This window comes from Micromonospora sp. NPDC093244, from assembly GCF_040683695.1.
Classification (GTDB): domain Bacteria; phylum Actinomycetota; class Actinomycetes; order Mycobacteriales; family Micromonosporaceae; genus Micromonospora.
Genome location: NZ_JBFBEO010000006.1, coordinates 1 through 13,609, shown reverse-complemented (window position 1 = coordinate 13,609; position 13,609 = coordinate 1). Strand labels below are relative to the sequence as shown.

3 protein-coding genes and 1 pseudogene are annotated in these 13,609 nt (G+C 64.5%); 3 read left to right on the top strand and 1 reads right to left on the bottom strand.

The window, feature by feature from the left end; genetic code table 11:
- Window positions 1-652 precede the first annotated feature (652 nt).
- Both AB0N27_RS24835 and AB0N27_RS24830 read left to right on the top strand, forming a co-directional pair.
- The gene (locus tag AB0N27_RS24835) at window positions 653-11,257 is read left to right on the top strand and encodes a LamG-like jellyroll fold domain-containing protein (protein ID WP_364374350.1); all 10,605 of its coding nucleotides are present in this window, start codon (window positions 653-655) and stop codon (window positions 11,255-11,257) included.
- A gap of 14 nt (window positions 11,258-11,271) precedes the next feature.
- The gene (locus AB0N27_RS24830) at window positions 11,272-11,637 is read left to right on the top strand and encodes a hypothetical protein (protein ID WP_364374346.1); all 366 of its coding nucleotides are present in this window, start codon (window positions 11,272-11,274) and stop codon (window positions 11,635-11,637) included.
- A gap of 658 nt (window positions 11,638-12,295) precedes the next feature.
- Here the strand turns inward: AB0N27_RS24830 and AB0N27_RS24825 are convergent.
- Window positions 12,296-12,460: a hypothetical protein gene (locus tag AB0N27_RS24825; protein WP_364374343.1), complete on the bottom strand. Its 165-nt coding sequence runs from the start codon at window positions 12,458-12,460 to the stop codon at window positions 12,296-12,298.
- Between the two features lie 463 nt (window positions 12,461-12,923).
- On the opposite strand from AB0N27_RS24825, the pseudogene AB0N27_RS24820 reads away from it, so the two are divergent.
- Window positions 12,924-13,609: pseudogene (locus tag AB0N27_RS24820) on the top strand (hypothetical protein); the annotation flags it as partial.

Here is a 13,609-nt window from a genome sequence, read left to right as displayed (position 1 = left end):
GCAGCGGACGTGCGGCGTTGCAGCCGCGCCGACTATCCCGAGGGTGGCGGCGTGCTCTCGGGTCCAGCGGGCCTCGAGGGTTCAGACCCCGGCCGGCAGCGTAACCATGGCAAATCGGGTTTGTTGGGGTGCTGCGCCGGCCTGCGAGGTTAGTGCGGCGTTATTCGGTAGGGAATTCGTCCAGTTCAGCTAAGTATGAGCCGTCTCGCTGAGGCCCACCTGACCGTTTAGGGCTGTTAACAGATTAAAACGCACGTCCCAAATCTGTGTCCATCAGATGGGATCACCCGTGGTGATCATCGCTGGTGGAATGGGATGCCGTGCTGCGGGAGCGCTGTTGTTCTTGTGTTCTCAGCTTACGTACAGCAAGCTTCCGCGCAGTCTGTTCCGACGGGGGAGAACTGTCATGCGTGGTTGGCCGGCATCGGCTGGTGCGGTGAGCGAGTGTGTTCGGCCGAGACGCAGGGTGGGCGGGTTCACTCGGAGATTGGCCGTCCTCGTGACGTTGGCGCTCGTGCTATCCGTGGCGGTGCCTGCAGGTGCGGTTCCTCCAGGTCGTTCCGGGGGCTCCCTGTCGTGGCTGTGGGACTTGTTGTCGACTCGCCCGTCGTGGGCCTTCGCTGATCCGCCCACCCCTGAACAGAAGCGCGGAGTGTCCCCTGAGCGCGGACATTATCTGCCCGCCAAGTATGTGAACGACGTCGGTGTTGAAGAGGACCGGGCGAAGGGTGAGCTGAAGCGCTATCAGCCGCACCGGCCGGATGCGAAGAAGGTCACGACACCTGCGGCGGGGGATGGCTTCAGTGTATCGGCCAGTAAGGCGGTTTCCTCGGGGGCGTCGCAGAACGGGGATCTCTTCCGGAACGCCGACGGCTCGTACACGCGCTGGGTCCATGAGCACCCGGTCAACTTCAAGGCCACGGATGGGTCCTGGCGGGCAATCGACAGCTCTCTGAAGCTGGGTCCGCAGGGGCGTCCCCAGGTGACCGCGAACTCGTTCGGACTGAGTTTTGCCGACGGGCTGACGCGATCCGACGTCGGCTCGACAAGCCGATCCGGCGGGTCGGTCGCGGAGTCGGCGGAGTCGGCCGCCGCGGATGACCTTGTTCGGCTTACATTTGACGCTGGCCGCGAGTTGGCCTATTCGCTATCCGGTGCCTCGATCGGTCTGCCCGCGGTTGATCGGGAGATCGCCCGGTATGCCGGCGTCTACCAGAATGTGGACCTGGAACTGGCCGCCATGGCCGACGGGGTCAAGGAAACCCTGGTCTTCCGGTCGGCGGACGTGCCGACGTCGTACGAGTTCCCGCTGCGCCTCAAGGGGTTGACGGCTCGTGTGGGCGAGGCAGGGGCGGTCGAGTTCGTCGATGACGACAGCGCCGTCGTCGCGACAATGCCCGTGGGTTACATGGAGGACGCGGCGGTTGGCGTCTCGGGTGCGGGTGCGATGTCGCACGACATCCGCTATTCGATCGACACCGGCGGCGAAGTGCCTATTCTCAAGATGTCAGTCGACGCCACCTGGTTGCAGGACCCGGTGCGGAAATTCCCAGTGGTCTTGGATCCGACGATCGCGACGACAAGCGGCGACACATACGTCCAGTCGGGAGTGTCTGAGTCGGACCGCAAAACAGAGAATAACGTCGCGGTCGGAACGTTCGGATTGGACAACGGTGTTCCCGGCAAGGCCAAGGCCCTGCTGCCGTTCCCCACTTTCGGCACATCGTACGCCGGGAAAAGGCTCAGCGCGGCCACCCTTAACGTGTTCATGTCCTACCAGGGCGTGGGCGGCCCTTGCGTGGCTCGACAATTCGATGTCCGCAGAGTCACCGCCAACTGGTCATCCTCAGTAAAATATGACACTTTCCCCGCCTATTCTGATCCGCTCGGTAGCGCTTCCCCGAGCAGCACGGCTGCCTGCAACAACACCACCTATCCGCCGCCCCGCAATGTGGGTACGTGGGTCGCGGTGCCCCTCGATACCGCAGGCGTCAACGAATGGGTGACCGGCAGTGGCAACTTCGGCCTGGCGCTGACCGCGTCGGAGACGGACACGGCCGCATGGAAACGGTTCACTTCCGTGGACGCGAATGTAACGTGTGCGCATCCCACGCGAGGCAGTATCCGGTGCGACCCCTTCATTGACGTCACCTACAGCGACAACGTGCCGCCGCAGGTCGATTCGCAGTACCCCTCGAACAACTACGTGGTCGGCACGTTGACTCCGGAGCTGGCGGCCGGCGGTCACGACCCGGACAATTGGCCCAACAAGGGTTTGCGCTTCAACTTCCTCGTCTACAACGACCAGGGTACGCAGGTCACCTCATCCGGGTGGGTGCCCGGCGTTTGGAAGGTGCCCGCAGGCGCGCTCGCTTGGGGGAAGACCTACACGTACGCGGTCGAGGTCGATGACTTCTCGTCAAAGAATCCTACACCGACGACAAAGTCGGCCTTTACCACTCAGGTTCCGCAACCGATGGTGACGTCAACGTTGGCGCAAAACGGTGGAAAGGGTTACGAGGCGAACGTCGGTAACTACACCTCGTCAGATACGGACGCTCAGGTAGCCGCCGCCGGCCCGGCCCTGTCCATCACACGTGACTACAACAGCCTCGACACCAGGGTCGATGGTGCCTTCGCTAGCGGCTGGTCCTCTGTGCTGGACATGCGGGCCCGAGACATCGTCGACGGCGCGGGTGTCCTGCAAACCGTGAATGTGCGGTACCCGAACGGGCAGGAGGTCGCCTTCGGCCGCAACAACGACGGCACCTTCATGGCACCGTCGGGCCGCTTCTCGGTCTTCAAATCCATCACGGGTGGGTATTCACTCACCGACAAGGATGCCACTGCCTACGAGTTCACACGGTCCACCGGCAGTGGCGTCTACGCCATCACCAAGGTCACCGACTCGTCCGGAAGAGCGGTGACGTTCCGCTACGACGCGAACGGCCGCGTCGATCAGATGAAATCGACGTCGAACCGGACGCTGTCCATCGCCTGGTCCACACCGCCGAACTCGGTACACCCACACGTCTCCTCCGTCACCACCGATCCCGCCGTGGCGGGTGCCGCGAACACGGCACTGACCTGGAATTACACGTACGACAACGACCTGTTGACGAAGGTCTGCCCGCCGGGAACGACCACCAGCTGCGCCACCTATGAATACAACCGGGTCTCCCAGCACGCCACCACAGTGCTGAACACGGGTCCGTACTCGTTCTGGCGGTTGAACGAGGCGGCCGGTACGGCGGCAGCGGCTAGCTCCGTGCTGTCCAACGACGGCACTGACAACGCGACGTACAGCAATGTCACCCTGGGAGGCCCCGGGCCGCTGGCCAACTCGACGTCGACGTCTGCGGCGTTCAACGGCACGAACTCGCTTGTCGCACTCCCTTCGAAGCCCGTCGCCGAAACTTCGTACCAGTCGATCAGCATGTGGTTCCGGACCAGCACGCCAACCGGCGTCCTGTTCAGCTATCAACGAGACACGGTCGCCCCCGGCGCGACCACAACGGGCAAGTTCAACCCGACCCTGTACGTCGGATCTGACGGCAAGCTGCACGGCGCGTTCCCGACGGGAACCGACGGTGCGGCCATGTCGACGCCGAACACCGTGACCGATGGCCAATGGCATCACGTCGCGCTGGCCGGCAACGGCGGCAACCAGCAGCTCTACCTGGACGGTGCGCAGGTCGCCACGCTGACCGGCACCATCAAGCTCAGCGAACTCGATGCGACAAAGAGCTACGTGGGCGCCGGATTCCTCGGTGGGGCCTGGCCCAACCAGCCGAACACGACCGCAACAGCCACCTACTTCAACGGCTCGGTTGCCGACGTCGCCTTCTTCAACAAGAGCCTGACCTTGCCGATGGTCGCCGCGATGCATTCATCGGGCAGGACCGGCACCGCGCAGCTGACCAAGGTGACGAGCGAGGCCGGCCGCGTGCAGGCTGAGGTTTCCTACGACACGGTCAGCGGCCGGACCAGCACGGTGACGGACGAGAACGGCAGCGTGTGGAAGATCGGCGCACCGACGGCGTACGGGTCCAGCCAGGTCTACGTCTCCTCAGTGTTGGGATCTCAGCCGACCGACTACTGGCGTCTGGGTGACGACCAAGCGCCGGTCGACGCCGTCAACGTCGTTCACAGCAACGAGGCCCGATACAACAACGTCACGTTCGACACCACCCAACCAAACACCACCAGCCCGTTCCCGGATACCTACGGCGCCGTCTTCAACGGCACCTCCTCCTTCGTGAAGCCCTACAACCCCAACAATCAGGCATACCCGGGCACCGACTATCCGCTGACCGAGGCGACCACGGTCGAGATGTGGTTCAAGGTTCCGGCGAACCACGCCGCCAGCGGAGTGCTCTACTCCTACCAGTTCGCACAGTTGGGCGCGTCGATCGCCGCTAGCTGGACCCCGGCGTTGTACGTCGGCGCCGACGGCTACCTCCGCGGGGGTTTTTGGACGGGCAGCGCGGCACCGGTCACCTCGGCGAAGAAGGTCAACGACGGGCAGTGGCACCACGTCGTCCTGTCCGCGTCGAACACCCTGCAGTTGCTTTACCTCGACAACACGATCGTGGGCGGCACCGCGGCGATGGTCGCCACCAACGCCGCACACTCCTACATCGGCGCCGGCGCCACCCGGGGGTGGCCCGGCTCGTCGGGCGATGTGAGCTACTTCAAGGGCAACATCGCCGAGGTCGCGTACTACAACCGCGCTCTGTCGCCGTTCGAGGTTGACGCACACTTCAGGGCGTCGAAGAGCAGCCTGGCTGTCGGGACGACGCCGACGCTGACGCCCGTGTCAAGTGTCACGATCACCGACCCCACCCAAAAGACATCGAAGCAGGTCTTCGACCTGCTCAACGGTGGCCGGATGATCGCCTCGACCGACGTCTTGGGCCAGACCACGTCCTTCGGCTACGACATCGGCGGGTACGAGTCGGTGGTCTACGACCCACTCGGCATGAAGTCGGTGACCGGCCGTGACGTACGAGGCAACACCATTCGATCCACGGTGTGCCGCGATCAGGAATACTGCGACACCACCTACTACAAGTACTGGCCCGACGCGACAACGGTGAACCTAACCCCGGACCCGCGCAACGATCAGCTGATCGAGATTCGCGACGCCAGGTCACAGTCCGAGTCGGACAACAAATACCTGACGAAGTTCGCCTACGACACCTCCGGCAACCGACTGAGCATGACCACGCCGCCCATCGCCGGGTATCCGAATGGGCGCACCACGACCATGACGTACACGACCGCGACGACGGCGGCAGTGGGCGGTGGCACGACTCCGGCCGGGCTGCCGCTGACCACGAAATCTCCGGGCAACGCCCAGCAGAGCACCGAGTACAACGCAGCGGGTGACGTGGTGCGAGTGACCGACGCCGCCGGCCTGGCCACCGAGTTCAGCTATGACGGGCTTGGACGCACAGTGACCAAGACCGTCAAAGCCGGTGCTCCGACAGGCGACCTGACCACCACCTTCGTCTACGACTCCGACGGCCAGGTCGTCGAGCAAATCGACCCACCGGTGCTCAACCAGGTCACCGGTGCCACGCACACCGCGAAGACGACCACCTCATATGACGCCGACGGCAACGTGACCTACCGCAAGGTCGAAGACACCACCGGCGGAGACGCGTACCGCGACGCCAGCAGCTTCTACAACAGCTACGGCCAGGTGGTGAAAACCGTCGACGCGGCCGGCACGGTCACCTTGTTCGAGTACGACCCGTACGGCAACAACACCAAGACAGTCACCTGCGACAGCAACCCGAGCCCATCGGCCCCGTGTCCCACCGGCGATCGGCTGCGGACCGTGGAGGAGATCTACGACGCGGCAGGCCAACAGCTCACCACGACGGTCACAGGCCAGGACGGCACCGCCACCCGCGTGTCGTCGAAGGCGTACTACGCCAACGGCAACCTCGCCTCGGACACCGACGCGATGAACTGGGTCACCAGTTACGAGTACGACCTGAACGACAACGTCACCAAGGTCACCCGGACCGACGGCGTGAAATCCTTCGTTCAGGAGGAGAACAAATACGACGCGGTCGGGAATCCCACCTCGCGCCGGTCGGACAACGGGGCGAACTGGTCGACGTTCGAGTACGACGAGGCGAACCGGCTGCGCAAATCGGTCCTCCAGCCCTTCGATCTACACCGCGTCACCAGCTACCAGTACGACGCGGACGATCATCCGACCAGCACCCGCAACTCCGTCGGTCAGCTAGAGACACCCCTTCAGACCATCGACAACACGTACGACCCGATGGGGAATGTGACCTCGGAGAGTGTCAGCGTCAACCACAGTTCCGGACCATCGGGCTGGTGGAAGATGGAGGAGCCCGGACCGGCGTGGGAAGCGTTCGACTCGTCGCCATCCCAACAAACCCTGGCTTCCCACAATGGCGCCATCGCGCGTTCGGGGGGCGCCGCCGTCTTCAACGGGACGACGCTGTACCAAACGCAGCAACCCGTCCTCAACACCACGCAGTCGTACTCGGTCTCCGCCTGGGTGAAGCTGAACAACTTCACTACCTACCAGACATTCGTGGGCGAAGGTGGATCAAACCACGGAGCCTTCTTCCTTCAGTACAGCAAGGGCCTGAACAAGTGGGCGTTCATCTCGCCCAGCAGCGACTCGGCGTCACCGTCGGCCTACTACTCAGCCAGCTCCGCAGCTTCGCTGACTACCAACACCTGGGTGCACCTGGTCGGCGTCTTCGACTCGGGTACCAAGGCCATGACGTTGTACGTCAACGGCGCCCAGGGAGGCACGGGCACCAACCCCACGCCGTTCAACGCGATTACGCCACTGGGTGTCGGTGGAGTCATGATCGGCGCCCGTGAGGGCGACTACGTCAACGGGGCCATGGACAACGTGCAGGTCTTCCAACGCGCGTTGTCGGCGTCGGAGGCCTCGACGTTGTATGGCGCAGGCAACGGCCGTAGCGCCGATACGACGGTCACCGGTCAGAGGCTGACCACCAAGTACACGGTTGACAAGCGCGGCCTAACCACCGCGATGACCGACCCGATGGGCAACCTGACGAGCTATGAGTACGACAGCGCCGGGCAGCTGGCGAAGGTTGTCGCGCCGTCGGTGTCGACGGAGACGTCCGGAGGGGCCGGACCGGTACCGGCGGTGCCGGTGTCAAGGACCGGCTACAACACCTTCGGTGAGGCAACGGAAACCCAAGACCCGTTGACCAACACCGTCACCACCCGTTACGACGCCGCAGGCCGCCCAGTCGAAACGCGCCTGCCCGACTACACCCCACCCGGCGGCAGCACAATCACCGACGCGAAAACCATCACCGTCTATGACAAGCTCAGCCAGGTCGCGTCAACCACCGACCCGCTCGGCAAGACCACGACCTACGGATATGACTCACTCGGCAACACAGTGAGGGTGACCGATCCGCGTGGGAAGGTGTCGACCGCGGCCTACAACAAGGTCGGCGACCCGATCGAGTCCGTCGACCCAACTGGCGCCAAGACGACGGCGACGTACGACTTCCTGGGCCGCAAGCTCACGTCGAGCCAGGTGGTCCGACAGCCCACCCCGACCACGAACACCACCACCTACGACTACGGCTCAGGCGCGTACGGAACGACGCCCGCCGCAGGCCCCTGGCTGCAGAAGGTGACTTCCCCCGATGGAGTCGTCACGTCGTCGACGTACAACTGGGTCGGTGAACCGCTGACCGTTAAAGACGGCGCCGGCAACGTCACCACCACCGAATACGACGGCCTCGGGCGTGCCGTCAAGACGATCCTGGCGGACAACACCAAGCAGACGCTCTCGTACGACGGCGCCGGCCGGGTGGTGCAGACCCAGAACCTCGACGCTTCCAATGCCGTGCTCACCACCCAGTCGATGGGCTACGACGACAACGGCAACGTCACCTCGGTCAAGGACGCCCGAAACACCACCACCACATTCAGCTACGACGCCCTCGGCCGCGTCACCGGCGAAGTCCAGCCGGTCACCGCCACCAAGTCCATCGGCACCTCGTTCGGATACGACCTGGCGGGCAACCGCACGCGCTTCACCGACGGTCGCGGCAACCCGTTCTGGACGACCTACAACTCGTGGGGACTGCCGGAATCGCAGATCGAACCGTCCACTACGGCCTACCCCAACCTCGCTGACCGCACCTTCACCACCAGCTACGACGCTGCGGGCCGGCCCAAGAAGCAGACGATGCCGGGCGGGGTCACCGTCTCCAACACCTATGACGAGATGGGCCGGATCAAGCAAATCTCCGGCGCGGGCGCCGAGGTGGCCACGGCCGATCGGATGTTCGACTACGACGACGCGGGGCGGCTCACCTCCCTGTCTGTGCCGTCCGGAACGAACACACTCTCCTATGATGACCGCGGTCTCCCGCTCACCATCAGCGGGCCGAACGACAACGCCTCGTTTTCCTACACCAGAGACGGCCGCATGGCATCGCGCAGCGATGCCGCCGGCACGACCAGTTACACCTACGACACGGCCGGCCGATTCAAGACCGCGACCAACCCCACCACCGGGATCAACCTGACCGTCGGTTACAACAACCTGTCGCTGCCAGCCGCCATCACCTACGGCACGAACAACAACGTCCGCACACTCACCTACGACGCCCTGCACCGTCTGAAGACCGACACCGTCAAGACGTCAAACGGCGCGCAGACCCTTGGGTCGATCACCTACGGATACGACAACAACGGCAACGAAACGTCGAAGGTCACCACCGGGTTCGCCGGAGCCGGATCGAACACCTACACCTACGACCTGGCCGACCGGTTGACGTCCTGGACCAACGGCTCCACCACCAGCTACACCTACGACGACTCCGGTAACCGGACCCAGGCCGGCGCGAAGGTGTTCACCTACGACGCCCGCAACCAGTTGACGGCCCAAACCGGAGTGGGCTCGTACACATACACCGCTCGGGGCACCCTGCGTCAGACGACCGTGGGCACGGTCACCTACGCCACGACGTCGAGCGCGTTCGGCGAGGTGCTGTCCCAGCAGGGCACGGGTGGCGCCACCAGCACCTACCAGTACGACGCGCTGGGTCGGGTGGTACGACCCGGGTTCAAGTACTCGGGCCTGGGCAACACCCTGGCCCAGGACAACACCGCCACCTACACGCGGGGCCCCGAGGACGCCCTCATCGGCGTCGGGTCCGGCGCCGGAGCGAGCTCCCTGTACGCCTGGACCGACCAGCACACCGACCTGGTCGGACTGCTCACCGCGAGCGGCGCGACTCTGTCAGCATCCACCACCTACAACCCTCTCGGCACAGTCACCGCGACATCCGGAATGGCAGGCAGCCTCGGCTACCAATCCGAGTGGACCGACTCGACCACCGGGCGGGTGAACATGCTCGCCCGCTGGTACAACCCAGACACCGCGCAGTTCGACTCCCGCGACACGGTCGCCAACAGTCCCCTGCCGGATTCGGTCACCGCCAACCGCTTCCAGTACGGCGACGCCAACCCCCTCACCACCACCGACCCGACCGGGCACTGGGGCATCAAGAGCTTCTTCAAGACTGCGGTGAAGGTCGTGAGTAACCCAGTCGCGACGTACAAGGCGGCGGTCAAGACCGCGACCAAGGCCTACGACTACGTCAAGACGGCGACGAAAAAGGTCGTCACAGTGGCGAAGAAGGCCGTCAGCAAGGCGAAGAAGGCGTACAACGTCGTCAAGGAATCCACCGTCCGCTGGGCGAAGAAAAAAGTCAACACCATCAAGGACGCCTACCACTCGGCCAACAAATGCCTCTCCGGCGGAGTCGGGAAATGTGTGAAGGCAACCGCGAAGAAAGCGGTCAAGTCAGCCGTGGCGAGTGTGCAATCCACGGTCGACGCCATCAAACAAGATCCGTGGAAGTTCTTCGCCTCGGCAGCAGTCGGCCTGGCCGCGGCGGTCGCGGTCGGGGCACTCTGCGCCACCGGTGTGGGTTGCCTGATCCTGGCCGGCGCGGTCGCGGGCGCGATGTCGGCCGGCGCGGGCTACATGACTGATGTTGCCCAGGGAGATGAAGACTTCTCCTGGAGCGGCCTGGCCAGCAACATGATCGAAGGCGGACTCGATGGCGCCTGGTCGGCCGGGGCAAGCCGACTGACCGGCGGCCTTGGCACCAAGCTTCGCGGCGGGTCTGGGGGCCGGATGCCCGGGGTCTCCAGCCGCGCCGCAGGTACGGGTGGGTCGCCGTCGTCCGCGCCGGAGCGGTCTCGCTCCCAGGAGAGCTCATCGTCAGGGCCAGGGTGTTTGCGACACAGCTTCGACCCTGCAACGCGGGTGTTGATGGCGAACGGGAACACCAAACCGATCGAGGACGTCGAACTCGGCGACGAGGTGGCCACGACGGATCCCGCCACCGGCGAAAGCACGCCCCAGAAGGTCACCTACCGGCACGTCAACGTCGATGACGACCTGACCGATGTCACCGTCCGCGACGGCGAGACCGGCACGACGTCGGTGGTGAAGACGACCGCGCATCACCCATTCTGGGACGCCACAGACGGGCGATGGGTAGACGCCGCGCAGTTGACGCCGGGACACCGACTGCTCGTCCACGACGACAAGCGGCTCGAGGGCGACAGCACCGGCGCGGGTATGGGCGGCGGCGGACCAGGACACACCGTCACCGTCGTCCAGGTCACCAACGTCGACGGCAGCAAGACCATGCGCGACCTCACCGTCGACAACACCCACACGTACTATGTGATCGCCGGAAATAAGCCGGTCCTGGTTCACAATAATGACCCCGGCTTAATCAAACTCGGCGTCTCCGGTGGCGAGTCGTGCCCGGTCGGCCGTGGCGCGAATTCATGGACGCCGGACTCTGCTAGCGGGTATCCCAGCTATGACAAAGCTGGTGGCTGGTTGCAGGTGCACGGGCCGGCCAGAGATTATGCGACGCCAGGCGGGCCCAAATTGAACTGGGAGCACGTCGTTGAGCAGAGTCAGGGGAAGCAGGGGCCAGGAAGATCCAACTTCCCGCAGGAGTGGATCAATAACCCTGATAATATTTTCCTTCAGGATCAAAGCATAAACTTCGCCAAGAATGGGTACTACGCGAAAACCTTTAACTGGACCGGCGGAAAGCCGATCCGCGATATGCTTGCGGATATGCCTTTTAATCAGCAATGGGACTTTGGATTGTACGTAAATAACACACTCAGGACGTATGGAAAATCGGGTCTAGTGGGGGATGTGTAGGAGCCATGAGAGCGATGGACAGCGTATACAACCTGGCGGTCGACTATGGAGTCGAAGGCGTGGTGCCGGCCGACGCGCCGCTCGGGGTGGCTAAGCTTGCCCATGTCCATCGTGTCTTCAATGCAATTATGGGCGGTGGCTTCGGCTTTGCTGTGGAAGTCATCGAACCGGATGAGTTCGAACGCGCGATTGACGGTTTCCGGTACCTCGACCTCGTCGAGGTCGCGGACCTGCTTGCCGAATTAGTTAGGAGTTATGGTGCATCCAGCTACGACGAACGCAAGGAAGAGGCCTTTGATGCGCTGATCAACGAGAGCGCCTTGGTTCTGGATGCCTATCGACGAAAGGCGGCCGAAGAACCTGCCGACTTCGGGCTTTGATGTCTCAACCCCGTGTTTGGCTGGTAGTGCTGATCACTTCTACAATTCCGGCGGCTTCTTGGGAAAGGTTCGAAGAAGTCGCGACGAGTGATCCGCGCGGCAGGACCGATGTTCGGCAATGAGATGAGGTGGTCGCCGAAGGCCGCGCAATGGTGTTCGTCCGCGGGATGAGGTTCTCGACCGCGACCCGGCCGCGACGACCGCCGCAGTCCTGCCGCTTCGCCCTCGGCAGCTCCGGCGGCACGCGGGCCTCGCCGCTTGTGGGTCGGAATTGCCGTCAACGACGCGACCCCGGTCCCACCGAAGGCTGCCGCAATCGTGGCGCGTGTCGTCCTCGACGGAAGGAGGCCGACCGCCTTGCTGGTCTGACCCCAGGCTGCGGAGGACGACCTCGAGCTGCGGACCTACGAGCAGGTGCTGGACGCGGTCGAGCAGGTTGGCGGAAGAGGTCAACGTTCGCTGCTCCCCGCCCGGCTCGTGCCGGCTGTCGTCGTGGAGCCCCTCAAGGGCGATCGAAAGGAGTTCCCCGCATCGGCGTGCCGCTCGGGCCGTCCGTGGTGCTGTCGGTATGGATCCCGGGAGTTGAGAGTCAAATCCCACCGGCAACCTTCTGACCAGGGCTCCTGGCTGGGAGACCTCTTCGGCGGGCCCGAAAGCGTCACCACTTGTGGCTGGGCCACAGGTGGTCGCCGCAGAACTGGGCGGGGGCCTCGCGTAGTTCAGCGATCAAGTCGTCGTCGCGGGCGACGTACTCCACGATCGGCTCGTTGCAGCCGTCGACCACGGCCACGACGTACCAGCCAAGCGCCCCGGTCACGCCCATGCGCCACTGCGCCTGGGCCGGCGGTTAGTCCAGTACGGCGCCGCCCAGCCCGCTACCCGGGTGCCGGAGACCCGCACCGGATGCGCCTCAATGTACCGAGCGATCCCGTCCGGGTGCTTCACCCCTACAGCGGCAGTTCACCGTCACACCCGGCGTGCTTTCGGGTCGCAAGGCTCCCGCGGCTGCTGGTGCGGTCCGGCACCGTAGTGGTGCTGGTCGTATTCCGGCGACCGGACTACGCACCGAAGGTTGTCGGGCTGCTCCTGGCCGGGGGCCTCCCGGTGCTCCGGCCGAACCAACACGTCCCTCCTGGACACCCACGTCTTCGTCGGCGGGGCGTTGCGCCGGGCCGCGTTGGCCAGGTCGCCTGTGAGGCGCTGCACCCGGGGCGCGATCATGCGGGCGATCGCCGCCTCCGGGCCAGGGGGTGACCGGTACTTCGTCACGTCACGCTCCTCACCGGGTGGCCCCGGTCAACGTCCGGCGGGTTCTGCATCGCGGTCACGGCCAGTTTTCGCGTCGTAGCGCCACGGGTGGCGCCAGAGAAAAGGTTGAGCCGAACGCAATCATCGACCTCGGCAACGGAGACTCCCTCCAGCTGGAGCCGGCCCGGCGCGTCCTTCGTCTCTATCCCGGTGCCGGTGGCACCCAGGTCGAGGTGACGCTGAGGATCAGCAAGGCGCAGGACCTGGCGCCGGGTGTCGCGTACCGGGTGAGCGCCCAGATGTACGTCGAGGACATCATGCGCCGGCAGCGGATGCTGTGCGTCCTCAACGCGGCGAGCCTGGTCACGCCGCTCGTCCAGGCAGGCCAGGTGCAGATGTCGGGCTTCGTCACCGACGAGCAGTTGCGAGCCGTCGAGCAGCTGCGCGCAGGCGGGGACCTGTGGGTGAACCTGAAGCTGTCGGTCGCGTCCGTGGAGCGCCAGGCCGACTCGGTCCACCCAGACAAGCAGGGCCCGCAGATTTCCTTGGAGGATTTGGCGGCGCTGCGCGATGGCAAGCCGACCGAACTGACGTGGGCTCAGAAAGGCGCTGGGGGGGGGGGGGGGGGGGGGGGGCCCGGGGGTGGTAAATCCAAGGTTGCCGTTTGGGGCCCGTTTGATTTTACGGGAACGGGGGGATTTGGGTTGCAAAAAAACGCCGGGGT

What these genes read in the sequence shown, in the direction of transcription:
- AB0N27_RS24830 (WP_364374346.1), top strand. Translation starts at nt 11,272, where the DNA reads ATGGACAGCGTATACAACCTGGCGGTCGACTATGGAGTCGAAGGCGTG.
- AB0N27_RS24825 (WP_364374343.1), bottom strand. Translation starts at nt 12,460, where the DNA reads ATGGGCGTGACCGGGGCGCTTGGCTGGTACGTCGTGGCCGTGGTCGAC.